Below are 17,001 nucleotides of genomic sequence, written 5' to 3' on the forward strand. Positions count from 1 at the left end.
AGAAACGTTCGCACAGCGCAAGACGAAACGGGCGGCGCCTTTTCCAGTCCTGACACAATGAACGTAGATACCTGAAATCTAGACCGTCGCGATGATTGTTGCCTTGATCATTGCGCCGCAAAGTCTTTCCTGGCAACCGGTTATTGACGATTTGCAAGGTGATTTCACCGCCCGTCTGAACCCGCCCCGAGTGTTCAGTACTCTGATTTACTTAGGTACAGGTATTACACGACAACTTGGCGTCAAGGGCAGGGCGCAGGATACAAGCGGTTCAAGGATTTGCCGCTCATCACGAGTGAGGTGCAGGGAGCCGGAAAGCCATGGCCAGGGTCATTCTGGAGATCGATACGCAACTGTATCGATTGCTGAAGTCATCAGCCGAGATCAATCATTTGAGTCTCGAGGAGGAGTGCTGCCGGCGTCTTATGGACGCGCATCAGCGTTCACGTTATTTGCAGGCGCTGGTGGCGGAACTGCGCGCCGAGGATGAGCAGCGGCGCGCAAAATCCCACTGACTTACTTTTTCTTCTGGGTCGCTTTCGGGCAATCCGATTCCTGGTAGCTTGCAGAACCGACCGCGCGGTTGGTCTTTACCTCGGTGAAGTCATAACGCATGACCGCCCCCTTTGCCATCAGCTTACGGAAGGACGGGTTGTTGCATACCGAGGCACCAAGCTGGAAGTACACAGCCTTGGGGTCGGCACGCATCTTGTTGGCGTGGCTGCTTTGCACACTCAGGTGGTTGATCAGCACATTGCCTTCGACCGTGTAGCCCTGATCGAGAATGTCTTCATTGATCGCCCGCGGAGTGCCGACGCTGCTTTGGGTGGCGACGTTTCGCAGCTCTCTGTTCAGATTCTGCTCACTCAAGGACGCCGCCTGGGCGTTGAAGGTCGACGCCAGCAGAATGGCAGCGGTGGGAACGATAAGGCGCAGCATGAAACTCTCCTGGGGCAGTGATGGGTGTTTGACCCATCACATGACTGTGCGTTCAGTGGCGGCGAATTATAGGGGAGCAGGCCTGCACGGTACAGGTTTGCACCGGCGGGTCTGGTAAACTGCCGGCACTTTCACCCATCCGAGTGCTTTTCGTGTCGATCTCTTTTGTCTGCCGGCGTGGCCTGCGATGAACCATGCCCCCAACGCCGTAGCCCGCCTGCGCGACCAGCGCGAAGAGGAAGGTATCAAGCCGATTCAGGCCCGTGGATGGCGGGCAACAAGGTGCCGCGCTTGCCGCGTGATCGAGAGTCACTGCCTGTGCGCCTGGCGTCCGCAGGTTGAGACTCGCTCCGGGGTATGCCTGATCATGACAGGCAAGGAAGTGTTCAAGCCCAGCAACACCGGTTGGTTGATTGCCGATGTGGTGCGTGACAACCATGCCTTCATCTGGTCGCGTACCGAAGTCGATCAGCAGTTGCTGGCCTTGCTGTCCGACCCACAATGGCAGCCTTATCTGGTGTTCCCGGGTGAATATGTCGCGCCCGAGCGGGTGACTCATAGCGTGGCGGTCGATCAAGGCAGGAGGCCGCTGTTCATCTTGCTCGACGCGACGTGGACTGAAGCCCGGAAGATTTTCCGTAAAAGCCCCTATTTCGACGCGCTTCCGATCCTCAGTTTGTTGCCCGAGAAGCTTTCACGCTATCAATTGCGCCGCTCCACCCGTAGCGAACACTTGTGTACTGCGGAAGTCGCGGCGTTATGTCTCGATCTTGCAGGCGATGTAGAGGCGGCCTCGGCGCTCGACGCTTATTTCGATGTGTTCAGCCAGCATTACCTCGATGCCAAGCGTCAGCTGGAAATGGATGTTTCGACCCCGGCGCACACCGAGTTGATGGCCTATCTTCAACCAGCAGTGGCAGTGACGGCCTGATTGTCTCCGATGCTGCAATAAAGTGTACCGGCCATGTCGCTTGACCACCCCGGTTTGGCTGGGCATGCTTGGCGCCCATTAGGGTGCGGCCAGAGTTTGAAACGCCGTTTTTTGCGTTGAACGTGCCCCGTTGGAGCGGCTGCGTGGCTGTTACCTCGAGTTGTTTGGCGATACCCGAATGCATCGGGCATCCCATGAAAAACAGGATCATTTGAAAAATGGCCACATACGAAATCCTGATTGCCGATGACCACCCTCTTTTTCGTTCCGCCCTGCATCAAGCGCTGACCCTGGGCCTGGGCCCGGATGTCCGGTTGGTGGAAGTGGCGAGCATTGCCGAGCTGGAGGCACGCCTGAGCGAAAAGGCCGACTGGGATCTGGTGCTGCTGGACCTGAACATGCCGGGCGCGTATGGTTTTTCCGGGTTGGTACTGTTGCGCGGCCAGTATCCGCAAATTCCTGTGGTCATGGTCTCGGCCCAGGAAGAAGCGACGATCATGGTCAAGTCCCGTGAATTTGGTGCAAGCGGTTTCATACCCAAGTCCAGCGATTTGAGTGTTATCCAGAAAGCCGTGCGCGCGGTGCTCGATGGCGATGTTTTCTGGCCACCGCAAGCATTCGAAGCCGTCAGCGTTTCCGATGAGGCCAAGGCGGCCAGTGAAGGCCTTGCGAGCTTGACTCCGCAACAGTTCCGGGTGCTGACGATGGTTTGCGAAGGGTTGCTGAACAAGCAGATTGCCTACGAACTGAGCGTTTCCGAAGCGACCATCAAGGCCCACGTCACCGCGATTTTTCGTAAACTGAATGTGCGGACCCGCACCCAGGCGGCGTTGCTGCTGCAACAACTCGAGTCAATTTCAAGCCATTAAGCGCTGGCGCCTTCACGTTTTTTTGACTTTGGTTAATCTAGCTTTCCCACTCCTTTTTTGGTCAGTTCCTACTCTATGTCACCTTTCAAAGGCCAGACCGGCCTGAAACGTATCCTCAATGCTTCCGGCTACTCGCTGGACGGCCTACGCGCAGCATTCACCGGCGAAGCGGCTTTTCGGCAATTGGTGTTGCTCAACGTCATTCTGATCCCGCTGTCGTTCTTCCTGAACGTGAATCGTGTCGAGCAGGCGTTGTTGATTGCGGTCTGCCTGTTGGCGCTGATCGTCGAGCTGCTCAATTCGGCCGTGGAAGCGGCCATCGACCGCATTTCCCTTGAATTGCACCCGTTGTCGAAAAACGCCAAGGACATGGGCAGTGCCGCGCAATTGGTGGCCTTGACCATGATCGCGCTGGTCTGGGCGGTGATTCTGCTTTAAGCGATCGCCGGCAGGACGATCTCGTCGCTGCGCTGCACCCCGGCGGTGAATGCGCGGCACAGTTCGAGGAATTCACGCATCGCCGAGGTCTGGTACTTCTGCTTGTGCCAGATGAAATAGAACTGTCGCGCCAGGTCCAGGTCCGGAGTCTCCACTGCTACCAGGCTGCCGCGACGGAACGCGTCCCGTAGCGCCAGCCGCGAGATACAGCCGATCCCCAGGCCGGACTCTACGGCGCGCTTGATGGCTTCGGTGTGTTCCAGCTCCAGGCGGATGTTCAGCGCGCTCCGGTGATGGCGCATGGCTTGATCGAACGTCAGGCGTGTGCCTGAGCCTTGTTCACGCAAGATCCAGGCTTCCTGGCTCAGTTCCTCCATGCTCGCTGTGCCCCGCTGGGCCAGCGGATGCTGTGGCGCACAGAAGACCACCAACTCATCTTCGACCCAACTTTGCACTTCGATGTCAGGGTGGTTGCAATCGCCTTCGATCAGACCCAGGTCAATTTCGTAGTGGGCGACCTGTTGCACAATATTGGCGGTGTTCTGCACATGCAGCTTTACCTGGCTTTCCGGGTGGCGCTGCATGAAACCGCCGATCAGCAGGGTCGCAAGATAGTTGCCAATGGTCAGGGTCGCGCCCACTGCCAATGAGCCGAATCCGGACTTGCCATTGAGCAGGTCTTCGATTTCCTTGGCCTGGTCGAGCAAGGCAACGGCTTGGGGCAGCAACTGTTTACCCAGGGCGTTGAGGCTCAATCGCTTGCCGGCGCGGTCGAACAGTTGGCAGCTGCACTGGCGCTCCAGCTCGGTAATCGATGTACTCGCCGCCGACTGTGAGAGGTTGAGCAGACCCGCAGCACGGGACACGCTTTCCTGCTGGGCGACGGCAACGAACACTTGAAGTTGACGGAGAGTAAATCGCATATCGATATAACCGATAACCCTTATCTTAATAATCCAGTTAACAGATATTGTCGTCGCTATTAGAATGCGATGCAATTGCGCACCGCAGGTCTGTTCCTGAAAGAGCTAGCGCAGATCCAATCTCCAGGAGTCCCCGTACATGAGCAACATGAACCACGAGCGTGTCCTCAGTGTTCATCACTGGAACGACACTCTGTTCAGCTTCAAGTGCACCCGTGATCCGGGCCTGCGCTTCGAGAACGGTCAGTTCGTGATGATCGGCCTGCAACAGCCCAACGGCCGCCCGCTTATGCGCGCTTACTCGATTGCCAGCCCGAACTGGGAAGAGCATCTCGAGTTCTTCAGCATCAAGGTGCCTGATGGTCCGCTGACTTCCCAGTTGCAGCATCTGAAGGAAGGCGACGAGATCATCATCAGCAAGAAGCCCACCGGCACGCTGGTGCTGGATGACTTGAAGCCTGGCAAACATTTGTACCTGCTCAGCACCGGTACTGGTCTGGCGCCGTTCATGAGCGTCATCCAGGACCCGGAAACCTACGAGCGTTTCGAAAAAGTGATCCTGTGCCACGGCGTGCGTTACGTCAACGAAGTCGCCTACCGCGAGTTCATCACCGAGCACCTGCCGCAGAACGAGTTCTTTGGCGATGCATTGCGTGACAAGTTGATCTACTACCCAACCGTGACCCGCGAGCCGTTCGAAAACGAAGGTCGCCTGACCGACCTGATGCGCAGCGGCAAGCTGTTCAGCGACATCGGCCTGCCACCGATCAACCCGCAGGACGACCGCGCCATGCTGTGCGGCAGCCCGAGCATGCTCGACGAGACCAGCGAAGTGCTGAACAGCTTCGGCCTGAAAGTGTCGCCGCGCATGCGCGAGCCAGGTGATTACCTGATCGAGCGTGCGTTCGTAGAGAAATAAGCACCGCCTCAAAAAAAGCCCGCATTGCCTATACAGGTAATGCGGGCTTTTTTATGCCGGACGCGTTCTCTGTAGGAGCTGCCGCAGGCTGCGATCTTTTGATCTTGATCTTCTATCGCGATTTCAAGATCAGAAGATCGCAGCCTGCGGCAGCTCCTACATGTTGGATGCGGGAATGACCTCAAGCACGCGGATCATCTGCGGCGTTGGATAATGCCAGCGCACATCCACGTCCCAGAATTGCGCACCATATTCGCGTTCCGGGGTAGGCGTCTGGTACGCCGGGCGCGGATCCTGCGCCAAGCATTGCTCGATCAACTCAACCAACGGCTCTGCAAGGCGTTCAGCGTGCCCATGAGCCTGTTGCAGGGCGCTATCTGTCCATTGCACGGCAATCAACTGCGGCGCGGCGCTGGCGATGCTATTGATGGCTGTGTCGATGATGTCTGCGTAAGGCACGTAGGGTTTGATGTCGAGGATCGGCGTGCCATCGAGCAGGTCGATGCCGGATATCCACAGGCGATTGGCCTCGACCTTGTCCAGCTTGACCACGGACTGGCCAATGCCATTGGGCCGGTGAGTCGCGCGCGTGGCGAACACGCCCATGGACTTGTTGCCGCCCAGGCGCGGCGGACGAACTTTCAGGCGCGGCTTTTCTTCCAGTGCCTGATGGAACAGGAACAACAGCCAGACATGGCTGACCTGTTCGAGGCCCTGCACGGCATCACCCTGATCGAATGGCGCCACCAGTTCGAGCACGCCGCGCGCGGCGGGGGCCAATTGCGGCTGCCGAGGGATGGCGAACTTTTCCTTGAAGCAGGAACGCACGAAGCCGATGGGGGAAACGCTGTAGGTCATGGTTTGGGGTCGAGTCGGGATGGTGGCGGGCATGATAACCCGATCGACCTGTATTCAGTGGTGGCTGTGCCGGCCCCTTCGCGGGCAAGCCCGCTCCCACAGTGGAGCTCGGCCGGCCACAGATTTTGTGAGCACCAAAGAAACCTGTGGGAGCGTGGCTTGCCCGCGATGGCAGCACCGCCGATTTCAGAGGCTGAACCCACCATCCAGCGGAATGATATTCCCGGTCATGTACGCCCCGGCCGTACTCGCCAGGCTGATCGCCAGCGCCGCCATCTCTTCCTCCCGGCCCCAACGCTTCATCGGAATCAGCGCCGTATCCTGCGCCAATGCCTGCGCATCTCTGTCGATGTGTTGGGTCATCTTGCTCGGAAAGCGACCCGGGGCGATCACATTGACGTTGATGTGCTGGCTCACCAGTTCCCTTGCCAGAATCCGTGAGAGTTGATGCAGGGCGGCTTTGCTCGGCCCGTAGGCATACGCCTGTTCGCCAAAGGAAGAAATCCCGGCGACTGAGCCGATATTGATGATTCGGGCCGGGTTCGCGGGGGAACCGGCTTTGCGCAGCAGTGGCAGAAATTGCTGGATGCAGTTGAATACTGACGTCACATTCAGTTGCATGACCTTTTCCCAACCCTTGATCGGGTAGCTTTCCAATGGCGCCCCCCAAGTGGTGCCGGCGTTGTTCACCAGGATATCGAGATGGGTCATCTGCTCACCCAGGCGTGTTGCCAACTGCTGCACGCCTTCTTCAGTGGCCAGGTTGGCGGCCACCGCGTGACAGCGGCCCAATGCACCGAGCTCATCGGCAGTTTGCCGGCAGGCTTCGACGTCGCGGGCACAGACGTAGACGGTGGCGCCAGCCTCGACATAGGCCTTGGCGATCATTTTGCCGATACCACGGGTGCCGCCGGTCACCAGTGCGGTGCGGCCTTGCAGGGAGAAATAGGGGTGCATGGCGAATCCTGAGCGCTGTAGGTCATTACACCCTAGTCGTCAGGCTCGATCAGTGGAGCCACTATTTTTGCGCGGAATGGGGGGGCATACGGCCTTGTAGGAGCGAGCATGCTCCGGGCGGCGCTCCGACGAAAAACTCCAGAACAACACGGGCATTCAGACAGCCCTCGTCATCGTTGACGTCCATCGCGAGCATGCTCGCTCCTACAGGGTAGATCCGCGTCGCACGTTATTGCGGGCGAACGCGCAGGGTCAGGCCCTTGAGGAAGTTGCGCAGCAACTGGTCGCCGCACGGGCGATAGTTGGTGTGGCCGAATTTGCGGAACAGAGCGCTCAGCTCAGGCTTGGATACCGGGAACTCGGCGGCCTTGAGGATCGCGTGCATATCGTCTTCTTTCAGCTCGAAGGCTACGCGCAGCTTTTTCAGGATGATGTTGTTGGTTACCGGCACTTCGATTGGTTGCGGAGGGCGGCTTTCGTCCTTGCCGCGCTTGAAGATCACCAGGCCGTCGAGGAAATGCGCCATGACTTCGTCCGGGCAGCGTACGAAACCTTCCTCGTCTTCCTCTTTCTTGTCGAGGTAGCTCACCAGGTCGGCCAGGGCCACGTCCATGCCGCCGAGCTTGATGATCTCGATGACTTTCTTGTCGCTGATGTCGAGCATGTAGCGCACGCTGCGCAGTACGTCATTGTGAATCATGGTGTGCAATCCTGATATTCAGCAGTGGGCGCCGCACAAGCAGCGGCACCAGAATGTGTGGCGGCGGGAGAAGCCTCAGAACTTCTCTTTGCCGGACAGGTAGCGCCATTGCCCCAGGGGCACCTTGCCGATGGACACGCCGCCGATACGAATGCGGCGGATGCCCACGACTTTCAGGCCGACGGCCTGGCAGAACAGGGCGATCACGCCCGGTTGCGGGTTCTTCATGGCGAAACGCAGGCGGTTTTCGTTCTGCCAGCTGGCCTTGACCGGAGGCAGTTCCTTGCCCTTGTAGGTCAGGCCGTGTTGCAAGCGATTGAGGCCATGTTCAACCATGTCACCTTCGACTTCGACCACGTATTCCTGCTCGATCTTGCTGGAGTCGGCAGTGAGCTTGCGCAGGATCTTCCAGTCCTGGGTGAACACCAGCAAACCGCTGGCATTGGCTTGCAAGTCAGTGCTGGCGGTCAGGCGCTGGAAGTGGCCCTTGAGCGGACGTTTGCCGTAGCGGTGCTCTTCGCTCAAGGTCTCGGCGCTGATGGTCGCCATGGCGGTGTCCGCGTCCATGCCGGCTGGCACATTGAGCAGGATGGTGACGGGCTCTGGTGCCGTGGCCTTGGCCTCTGGATCCAGCTCGACTTTTTGATTGGCGACCTTGAACTGCGGCTCGTCAACGACTTCGCCGTCGACGGTGACCCAGCCGCCCTCGATGAACAGCTCAGCCTCCCGACGGGAGCAGCCGACGAGTTCGATGAGGCGTTTGGAGAGTCGAATCGGGTCAGTCATGACAGGGCCGTAACAAAAAAGGGGTGGGCATTGTACCTGCCTGGCGCCGGTTAATCCCGGAACCATTTGCCGCATATGTTTTTTTAATGTGGGAGCGAGCCTGCTCGCGAAAGCGTCATCAGCTTCAACACGAATGTCGACTGATAGGTCGCTTTCGCGAGCAGGCTCGCTCCCACAGTAGTTTCATGTTGTGTCAGCCATTGCGTGTCTTTTGTTGAGCCTGGCGCAAACGCATGTGTAACAGCGGATACGGCTGGCCCATGCCGTCGACTTCCGAACGACCGATCACCTCGAAGCCCTGCTTGAAGTAAAACCCCAGGGCTTGCGGGTTCTGTTCGTTGACGTCCAGTTCATCGGCGTTGAGGTTCTCCAGGGCATAGCGCAGTAACCGCTTGCCCAGGCCCTGGCCTCGATGCGCCGGGTCGATGAAGAGCATCTCGATCTTGCCCGCCGCGACACCAGCGAATCCGGTGATTCGCTGCTGCGGGTCTTTGGTGCAAATCAGCATCACGGCGTCGAGGTAACGGGTCAGCACCAGGTTCTTCAACAGTTCGATGTAGCTGTCCGGCAGGAAGTCGTGGGTAGCGCGGACCGAGGCCTCCCAGACCCTGGTCAATTCTTCGTAGTCGCTTTGTTTTGGGGTATGAATGACCGAATGTTGGCGCATGCCAGCCTGCCCTTGGGTTATTGGAGATGAGAATCCGTTCCTCATCAAACGATAGCCGTAAAAAAGCCCCGCATCTCGTCAAGAGAGCGGGGCTTTGCATATTTTTTGCGACTAGATCTGTTCAGCCCACAGGTCGTATTCGTCGGCGTCGGTCACTTTGCACCAGACTTTGTCGCCCGGTTTCAAGTTGCTGCCATTGTCGATGAATACGTTGCCGTCGATTTCCGGGGCATCGAAGAAGCAGCGGCCTACCGCGCCTTGCTCATCGACTTCATCGACCAGCACTTCGATTTCACGGCCGATGCGCATTTGCAGGCGCGCCGAGCTGATGGCCTGCTGGTGCGCCATGAAGCGCTCCCAACGGTCCTGCTTGACGTCGTCCGGCACGACTTCCAGGTCCAGGTCATTGGCCGGAGCCCCTTCAACCGGCGAGTACTGGAAGCAACCGACGCGGTCGAGCTGGGCTTCGGTCAGCCAGTTCAGCAGGTACTGGAAGTCTTCTTCGGTCTCGCCGGGGAAGCCGACGATGAAAGTCGAACGGATGATCAGGTCCGGGCAGATTTCGCGCCAGTTCTTGATTCGCGCCAGGGTCTTGTCTTCGAACGCCGGGCGTTTCATCGCCTTCAGCACTTTCGGGCTGGCGTGCTGGAACGGGATGTCCAGGTACGGCAGGATCTTGCCGGCGGCCATCAGCGGGATCAGCTCGTCAACGTGCGGGTACGGGTAAACGTAGTGCAGGCGTACCCAGACACCGAGGGTGCTCAGGGCTTCGCAGAGTTCGGTCATGCGGGTTTTCACCGGCGCGCCGTTCCAGAAACCGGTGCGGTACTTGACGTCGACACCATAGGCGCTGGTGTCCTGGGAGATCACCAGCAGCTCCTTGACGCCGGACTTGACCAGGCGCTGGGCCTCGTCGAGTACGTCACCGACCGGGCGGCTAACCAGCTTGCCGCGCATCGACGGGATGATGCAGAAGCTGCAGCTGTGGTTGCAGCCTTCGGAAATCTTCAGGTAGGCGTAGTGGCGCGGGGTCAGCTTGATGCCTTGTGGCGGCACCAGGTCGATCAGCGGGTTGTGGTCCTGGCGTGGCGGCACGACTTCGTGCACGGCGTTGACCACCTGCTCGTACTGCTGCGGACCGGTGACGGCCAACACGCTCGGGTGTACGTTGCGGATGTTGCCTTCTTCGACGCCCATGCAGCCGGTCACGATGACCTTGCCGTTTTCCTTGATGGCTTCGCCGATCACTTCCAGGGACTCGGCCTTGGCCGAGTCGATGAAGCCGCAGGTATTGACCACCACGACATCGGCGTCCTGGTAGGTGGACACGACGTCATAGCCTTCCATGCGCAGCTGGGTGAGGATGCGCTCGGAGTCGACCAGTGCTTTGGGGCAACCCAGGGATACGAAGCCAACCTTGGGATTGGCCGGCGCAGGAGTGGTGGACATGTCTAACCTCGGTGTTTTGTGACGCCGCTTGCCGAACTGGGCAAAACCGACGGACGGGCGCTTGAACGGCGCCTCTGATCAAAAAGTGCGCAATTCTAGCGATGAGACGATCACTTGACCAGCTTTATGCAGGGAAATACGACGAGTGCTGCGCTATGCTTCGCGCCGTTGGGCTTTACCGATTTTTTACAGTCAATAAAACGTCTGTAACAACAAGTAAAACGGCGCATGCTGCATGACAAAGCATAGTGCTTCTTCATAGAAGCCCGGGTCTGGGTAGTAGGAGTGGTGGATGGGGCAGGCAAGTAGTCAGACTGCGGGCGCCGCGCATACGTCGGCGAATCCGATTGGCATGTTGGTCGCGGCGGTCGGGGTGGTGTATGGCGATATCGGCACAAGCCCGCTGTACACCCTCAAAGAGGTATTTACCGGTGGTTATGGCGTAGCGGTCAACCACGATGGGGTGCTTGGGATTCTGGCGTTGATCTTCTGGTCGTTGATCTGGGTCGTGTCGATCAAGTACATGATGTTTGTACTGCGTGCCGACAACCAGGGCGAAGGCGGAATCATGGCCTTGACCGCGCTGGCTCGGCGAGCGGCGGCAGGTCATGCGAAATTGCGCACGCTGCTGGTGGTCTGCGGGCTGATCGGCGCGGCGCTGTTCTATGGCGACAGCATGATCACGCCCGCAATTTCGGTGCTGTCGGCCATTGAAGGCCTGGGGCTTGCATTCGAGGGTATCGACCATTGGGTGGTGCCGCTGTCATTGGTGGTGCTGGTCGGGTTGTTTCTGATCCAGCGACACGGTACGGCGCGGATCGGCATTCTGTTCGGGCCGATCATGGTCACCTGGTTTCTGGTGTTGGCGGCTCTGGGCCTGTATGGCATTGCCCAGCATCCGGAGGTGTTACAAGCGGTGAACCCGATGTGGGGTGTTCGTTTCTTCAGGGAGCATCCCGGCATGGGCGTAGCGATCCTTGGCGCCGTGGTGCTTGCACTGACCGGTGCCGAAGCGCTGTATGCCGACATGGGCCACTTCGGCCGCAAGCCGATTGCCCGCGCGTGGTTCATTCTCGTGCTGCCAGCGCTGGTGCTGAACTATTTCGGCCAGGGCGCCTTGCTGCTCGGTGATCCAGAAGCTGCGCGCAACCCGTTCTACCTGCTGGCGCCAAGCTGGGCGTTGATCCCACTGGTCGGGTTGTCGACACTGGCCACGGTCATCGCTTCGCAAGCGGTGATTTCCGGGGCGTTCTCCCTGACCCGCCAAGCCATCCAGCTCGGCTATATCCCGCGTATGCATACCCAGCACACGTCCAGCGCCGAACAGGGCCAAATCTACATTGGTGCCGTCAACTGGGCGCTGATGGTTGGTGTGGTTCTGTTGGTCCTGGGCTTCGAGTCTTCCGGCGCCCTGGCGTCGGCCTACGGCGTGGCGGTGACCGGAACCATGCTCATGACCACTATCCTGGTGTCGGCGGTCATGTTGCTGCTGTGGAAGTGGCCACCGATTCTGGCGGTACCGGTGTTGTTGGGCTTCCTGCTGGTAGACGGTCTGTACTTCGCCGCCAACGTGCCGAAAATCGTCCAGGGTGGTGCCTTCCCGGTGATTGCCGGTATTGCGCTGTTCGTATTGATGACCACCTGGAAGCGAGGCAAGCAACTGTTGGTGGAGCGTCTGGATGAAGGTGGACTGCCGCTGCCGATTTTCATCAGCAGTATCGCCGTACAACCACCGCATCGCGTTCAGGGTACCGCTGTATTCCTCACTGCGCGGCCAGATGCCGTGCCTCACGCCCTGTTACACAACCTGTTGCATAACCAGGTGCTGCACGAGCAAGTCGTGCTGTTGACGGTGGTGTATGAGGATATTCCGCGCGTGCCGCCGTCGCGACGCTTTGAGGTCGACTCCTACGGCGAGGGTTTCTTCCGGGTGATCCTGCACTTTGGCTTCGTCGACGAACCGGACGTGCCGCAAGCGCTGAAGCTGTGTCATCTGGAGGACCTGGATTTCAGTCCGATGCGCACGACCTACTTCCTCAGCCGCGAGACAGTCATCGCCTCCAAGCTCGAAGGCATGGCCCGCTGGCGGGAGGCGCTGTTCGCCTTCATGTTGAAAAACGCCAACAGCAACCTGCGCTTCTTCAACCTGCCGCTGAATCGGGTGATTGAGCTGGGGACGCAAGTGGAGATGTAGGCCCACTGTAGGAGCGAGCATGCTCGCGATGGTCGTCAACGCTCACGCGGGAATCCTGGATAAACGCGGTGTATCTGAGATCATCGCGAGCATGCTCGCTCCTACAGGGGGTGTGGTGTGGAACGAAAAAGCCCCCGGAGCCTTCAGGCTGCGGGGGCTTTTTTGTGCGACTCAGATCACTCCTGGGCTTCAGTTTCCTGCACTTGCCGCTTCTGGATCACATCCACCAACCGCTGCGCGAGTGCCGGGTAGTTCTCGTCGAAGTGGTGGCCGCCAGGCAGCTTGATGGCTTCGCCCACCGCGCTCTTGTCGGTGCAGCCGCTTTCGTCGACTTCTTCTTCGCCGTAGATGCACACCACTTTCGCGGCGGGCAGCTTGGCCATTTCCGGGCCGGTGGCGGCTTCTTTGCCGGCGTTGCCGAGCCAGCCTTCGACTTCGATTTCAAAGCTGCCGGTGCGAGCGAAGGCCAGCAGGATAATGGCGTCGACGCGTTGCTGCTCGGACTCTGCCAGGCGGTTGTAGATGGCTGGCAGCACATCGGCGCCGAACGAGTAGCCGGTCAGGATGAAGCGCTTGGTACCCCATTTCTGCCGGTAGTGCTGCATCAGCTCGGCGAGGTCCAGGGCGCTTTGCTCGGGGCTCTTGTGCTGCCAGTAGTAGCGCAGGGTGTCGATGCCGACCACCGGGTAGCCAATCTTGGCCATTTCACCGGCGACGTCGCGGTCCAGGTCACGCCAGCCGCCGTCACCAGAGAGGAACAAGGTGACGGTGTCCTTGGCCTGGCCGGCGGGCACTTCAACCACTGGTATCTGCAAGCCACCGGCGTCCTTGTCGCCACCGACCAGCAGTTTGCGCAGTTCGTTGTTCAGCACTTGCGGCAGGTTGATGTCGTAGTCGCTGATGCTGGTTTCGGCGTTGGGCTGGTCGCGCACGAAGCCGGCGCTGGTGTCGTCCGGGTTGTCATTCCACGCCACCAGCCAGTGGCCATGGGCGGCGCTCTTTGGCAGCAGGTGGGTGCAACCGGGTTTTTCCAGGGCCAGGTCAACCGACACGGCTTGTGCCTTGTCGTTCTTCTGTTCGGACAACCAGCGCCAGGCCAGCACCGCGCCCGGGCCGATCCCGCTGACCAGGGTCGCCGGGCCGTTGAGTTCCCGCAAGCCCGACTGTAGGGCACGGCTTTGCAGCAGGCAGTCCTTGGGCAGGATCACCTGGACGATCTGCGCAGCGCCGCTGCGGCTCAGGGTCAGCAATTGCTTGTCGCTGAGTTTCTGGTCTTCGTTGACCGCCACCAGTACCTGGGCCTTTGGCGTGGTGCCGGGGATCACGCGGGTCATCGCCGCGCCATCGGTTGGGGTCAGCAGTTCGAGGGTCGGTTCCGGTGCCGGGCGTTTGAGGTACCAGTAGCCACCACCGAGAATCAGGGCCACCACTACCAGGGTGCCCAGTACATAGCGCAGGGAGCGTTGAATCATCAGCGTTTCACCAATCCAGTCAAGCCGCCCGCGATCAGGGCGGCAGTGTCGGCCAAGGCCACCAGCGGATCGAGTCCGGCGGGCACGGCCATATAACGGGGTTCCCAGTCAGGCTGGAACTTGTCTTTGAAGCGGCGCAAGCCTTGGAAGTTGTAGAGCTGCTCACCACGGCGGAAGACCATCGAGCCCAGGCGCTGGGTCAAGGGTGCACCCCGACGGGGTTGCAACCCCGACAACGGCACCATGCCCAGGCTGAAACGCGCGTATCCGTGACTCTTATAATGTTGGATCAGGCCGACCATCATGAACTCCATGGTCAGCTTGGGGGCGTCCGGGTGCGCGCGCATCAGGTCGAGGCTGGCCAGGTCATGGCTGTAGGTCTCGAGCAGGTTGGCGAACGCCACCGGGCGCCCTTCGAAACGGATCACGGCAATGCGAAAGTGCTTGAGGTAATCGTCGCTGAAGCGGCCGAGGGAGAAGCCTTTCTCGCGCACGTTCTTGCCGGTCAGCCAGGCATCTGAAATCACCTTGAGCTCATCCATGGGCGCCTGGCCTGGTTCATGGATTTCCAGCGACAGGCCATCGCGGGTGCCACGGTTCCAGGTGTAGCGCAGGTCCTTCATCTCTTTGCCCTTGGCCTCGAGGTCAAAGCGCTTGAGGTCGACCCTGGCTTCTTCGCCGAGCTTGATCGCGGTCAGGCCGATGTCCATGTAGTACGGCAGGTTCTCCGCACGCACTTGATAGAACACGGGGCGGGCGTGATGGATGTCGCACAGGTCGCGGAACTGCCAGATCATTTCCGCTCGTTGCTGGCCGGGACCGATCGGGTCATACAGTGCTACAAGGCTGCGGCCGCGGCGGGCGTACATCAGGAACGCTTCGTCGTTGGGGTGGAACAGCAGTGCCTTGTCGCCGGTCAAGGCCAGGCCGCCATCCGGTTGCGCGGATGCCATGAGGATCTTGCTTGCGCGCTCCAGTTCATCGGCTGTCGGCAGGTGGATGACCGGGCGAGCGGTGCGTAGCAACCAGGTCAGGGATACCACCACCAGCAGGACCGCCGCGCCGAGCAGCGAGCGCAAGCCGCGGGGGGCATCGGCATCGAGGGTGAACTGCCACCAGAGTTGATGGCTGTATGGCACGTCCTGGTACGCGAATAACAGCAGCCACATCGAGGCGCCGAGTACGCACACGCTGGCCACCAGGTATAACGGGGAGAACGGCACTTCGGTCAGGCGACTGGGGCGATAGAACGAACGCCGGAACACCCCCAGCAGGCTCGCCGTCAGCACCATCAGGCTGGCCTCCTCCCAGTCGAAACCCTTGAGCAGGGAGAGCAGGGCGCCAACCAGCAGCAAAATGGTGGTCAGCATCCAGGCAGCCGACAGTCGACGACGCAGGCCCTGGGCCAGCAACAGGCACAACACGCCGATCAGGCTGGCGCCAAAGTGCGAAGCATCGACCAGGCGGTGCGGGATCAGAAAGCCGATATGTTCAAGGCGCGTGTCGATTTCCGGGGTCGCGCCGGAGAACAGCAGTACAACGCCGGACAGGAACACCAGCACCGCCAATATCGGCGCGGCCAGGCCTGAGGCAGCGCGCAAGGTCTGGCGCGTCTGAAACAGGCGCTGGCCTTCGCTGATCAACAGAAACAGGCAGGCCACCAGCATCGGCAGCACCACATAGATCAAGCGGTAGAGCAGCAGGGCGGCGGCCAGCGGCGCGGCACCGAGTTTGTCGGAGAAGGCCGCGAGCAAGATCGCTTCGAACACGCCGACCCCGCCCGGAACATGGCTGAGCACGCCAGCGGCCAGGGCCAGCAGGTAAACCAGGAGAAACGCGCCGAACGGCGGCGCTTCGGGCAACAACAAATAGAGCACCGTGGCGGCGGCGGCCACGTCGAGTGCGGTAATGACCAGTTGCAGGAACGTCAGGCGGCGCCCGGGCAGGCGCAAGGTGCGGCGGCCGATCTGCACCAGGAGGTTGTCGGCGTACGGTTGTTCCGGCAGGCGCCGACGGTAGATGCCGATGGCCAGTACCGAGAACAGCAACAACACAGCCGTCGCGATGCTGCCCAGCAGAACCGGCGAAAGCCTTAGGGCGGCGGAGGCTTCGGACAGGTCACTGAGTGTCGCCAGCGCGGCGAGCGGTGGCAGGGCGCAGCCGAGCGAGAGGCTGGCGAACAGCGTCATGCGTGCGACTTCAGTGGCCCCCAGGCCATGGCGCGCATACAGGCGGTAGCGGACCGAGCCGCCGGACAGCATCGAAAGACCGATGGCATTGCCGATCGCGAAGGCGGTGAAACCGCCCAGCGCCAAGGTTTGCGGTGCCAGATTGACGCCTGCGTAACGGCTGGCCGACCATTCGTATCCCAGCAGAATGATGAAGCCCGCGACGGTAGCGCCCAGCGCACCCAGCAGTGCCGGTTGCGGAACCTCGAGGATCGAGTCGTGCAAAGCGTCCAGGTCGAGTTCGCTCAACAAGTGACGGCAGGCTATCAGCGCAATGGTGAACAGCAGCAGGGTGACCGCCAGGCCGATGGGTTGGCGGTATTTGCTGATCAAGTCAAGCAAACGCAGCCGCTGCGCCTTGATCGGTTGGGTAGCTGTGACGGTGTCTTGTGGATCAGACGAGTTGGCGCGCATCAATCACCTCTTGGATTGTGCGCGACAGGATGGGGGTATCCAGCCAAGTTACCAATCCCTGTAGAAAAAAATAATCACGAATATTAACGCCTGGCACCGGGTGCCGGTGGCAGTTCGTCTTCAGTCGTAGGGTGTGGAATGTGCGATTGAGCATAGTCGGAACCCAGCGCATCGGTGGGCCGCAAGGCTCACCACACAGTGACAGATCATTGTTGCGAAAGGACTTTTTCTACAGATACAAAAAAGGCCACTCTTTC

The 17,001-nt window shown here is 60.0% G+C and carries 16 protein-coding genes; 6 read left to right on the top strand and 10 right to left on the bottom strand.

Annotation, left to right across the window (positions count from 1 at the left end):
* The first annotated feature begins 320 nt into the window (after window positions 1-320).
* The gene (locus tag PG5_RS05000; protein ID WP_020796003.1) at window positions 321-515 is read left to right on the top strand and encodes a hypothetical protein; all 195 of its coding nucleotides are present in this window, start codon (window positions 321-323) and stop codon (window positions 513-515) included.
* 1 nt (window position 516) lies between these two features.
* On the opposite strand, the gene PG5_RS05005 is transcribed toward PG5_RS05000, so the two are convergent.
* Window positions 517-939 carry a PA3611 family quorum-sensing-regulated virulence factor gene (locus tag PG5_RS05005; protein ID WP_020796004.1) on the bottom strand — a complete coding sequence of 141 codons (423 nt, stop codon included), beginning with the start codon at window positions 937-939 and terminating at the stop codon, window positions 517-519.
* Window positions 940-1,126: 187 nt separating this feature from the next.
* Between PG5_RS05005 and PG5_RS05010 the strand changes: the two genes are divergently transcribed.
* From PG5_RS05010 to PG5_RS05020, 3 genes are all read left to right on the top strand, one after another.
* Complete coding sequence (locus PG5_RS05010; protein WP_020796005.1) at window positions 1,127-1,870, top strand: tRNA-uridine aminocarboxypropyltransferase; 744 nt, start codon at window positions 1,127-1,129, stop codon at window positions 1,868-1,870.
* A 218-nt stretch (window positions 1,871-2,088) separates the two neighbouring features.
* Window positions 2,089-2,739, top strand: coding sequence for a response regulator transcription factor ErdR (gene erdR, locus PG5_RS05015; RefSeq protein WP_020796006.1), 651 nt, complete (start codon window positions 2,089-2,091; stop codon window positions 2,737-2,739).
* 75 nt (window positions 2,740-2,814) lie between these two features.
* Entirely contained in the window at window positions 2,815-3,177 is a 363-nt protein-coding gene (locus PG5_RS05020; RefSeq protein WP_020796007.1) for a diacylglycerol kinase, read from the top strand.
* On the opposite strand, the gene PG5_RS05025 is transcribed toward PG5_RS05020, so the two are convergent.
* Window positions 3,174-4,100: a LysR family transcriptional regulator gene (locus PG5_RS05025; protein WP_033045309.1), complete on the bottom strand. Its 927-nt coding sequence runs from the start codon at window positions 4,098-4,100 to the stop codon at window positions 3,174-3,176. The two genes, PG5_RS05020 and PG5_RS05025, sit on opposite strands and share 4 nt — an antisense overlap.
* A gap of 139 nt (window positions 4,101-4,239) precedes the next feature.
* Between PG5_RS05025 and fpr the strand changes: the two genes are divergently transcribed.
* Window positions 4,240-5,019: a ferredoxin-NADP reductase gene (gene fpr / locus PG5_RS05030; protein ID WP_008054100.1), complete on the top strand. Its 780-nt coding sequence runs from the start codon at window positions 4,240-4,242 to the stop codon at window positions 5,017-5,019.
* 156 nt (window positions 5,020-5,175) lie between these two features.
* Here fpr and tsaA read toward each other — a convergent pair whose 3' ends face one another.
* From tsaA to rimO, 6 genes are all read right to left on the bottom strand, one after another.
* Complete coding sequence (gene tsaA / locus PG5_RS05035) at window positions 5,176-5,877, bottom strand: tRNA (N6-threonylcarbamoyladenosine(37)-N6)-methyltransferase TrmO (RefSeq protein ID WP_033044229.1); 702 nt, start codon at window positions 5,875-5,877, stop codon at window positions 5,176-5,178.
* 186 nt (window positions 5,878-6,063) lie between these two features.
* Window positions 6,064-6,834, bottom strand: a complete 771-nt coding sequence (locus PG5_RS05040; protein ID WP_020796010.1) for an SDR family oxidoreductase — start codon at window positions 6,832-6,834, stop codon at window positions 6,064-6,066.
* A gap of 229 nt (window positions 6,835-7,063) precedes the next feature.
* Window positions 7,064-7,534, bottom strand: coding sequence for a DUF1456 family protein (locus tag PG5_RS05045; protein WP_020796011.1), 471 nt, complete (start codon window positions 7,532-7,534; stop codon window positions 7,064-7,066).
* 75 nt (window positions 7,535-7,609) lie between these two features.
* Window positions 7,610-8,320 carry an rRNA pseudouridine synthase gene (locus tag PG5_RS05050; protein ID WP_020796012.1) on the bottom strand — a complete coding sequence of 237 codons (711 nt, stop codon included), beginning with the start codon at window positions 8,318-8,320 and terminating at the stop codon, window positions 7,610-7,612.
* A 193-nt stretch (window positions 8,321-8,513) separates the two neighbouring features.
* Window positions 8,514-8,987: a GNAT family N-acetyltransferase gene (locus PG5_RS05055; protein WP_020796013.1), complete on the bottom strand. Its 474-nt coding sequence runs from the start codon at window positions 8,985-8,987 to the stop codon at window positions 8,514-8,516.
* A gap of 111 nt (window positions 8,988-9,098) precedes the next feature.
* Window positions 9,099-10,436: a 30S ribosomal protein S12 methylthiotransferase RimO gene (rimO, locus tag PG5_RS05060; protein ID WP_020796014.1), complete on the bottom strand. Its 1,338-nt coding sequence runs from the start codon at window positions 10,434-10,436 to the stop codon at window positions 9,099-9,101.
* 292 nt (window positions 10,437-10,728) lie between these two features.
* On the opposite strand from rimO, the gene PG5_RS05065 reads away from it, so the two are divergent.
* Window positions 10,729-12,630 (top strand): potassium transporter Kup, encoded by a 1,902-nt coding sequence (locus PG5_RS05065; RefSeq protein WP_020796015.1) that lies wholly within the window; start codon window positions 10,729-10,731, stop codon window positions 12,628-12,630.
* Window positions 12,631-12,806: 176 nt separating this feature from the next.
* On the opposite strand, the gene PG5_RS05070 is transcribed toward PG5_RS05065, so the two are convergent.
* Both PG5_RS05070 and mprF read right to left on the bottom strand, forming a co-directional pair.
* Window positions 12,807-14,102, bottom strand: coding sequence for a virulence factor family protein (locus PG5_RS05070; RefSeq protein ID WP_020796016.1), 1,296 nt, complete (start codon window positions 14,100-14,102; stop codon window positions 12,807-12,809).
* Window positions 14,102-16,744, bottom strand: coding sequence for a bifunctional lysylphosphatidylglycerol flippase/synthetase MprF (mprF, locus tag PG5_RS05075; protein ID WP_020796017.1), 2,643 nt, complete (start codon window positions 16,742-16,744; stop codon window positions 14,102-14,104). The genes PG5_RS05070 and mprF overlap by 1 nt, the downstream gene beginning before the upstream one ends.
* Window positions 16,745-17,001: the final 257 nt, after the last annotated feature.

Source organism: Pseudomonas sp. G5(2012), from assembly GCF_000408945.1.
GTDB lineage: Bacteria > Pseudomonadota > Gammaproteobacteria > Pseudomonadales > Pseudomonadaceae > Aquipseudomonas > Aquipseudomonas umsongensis.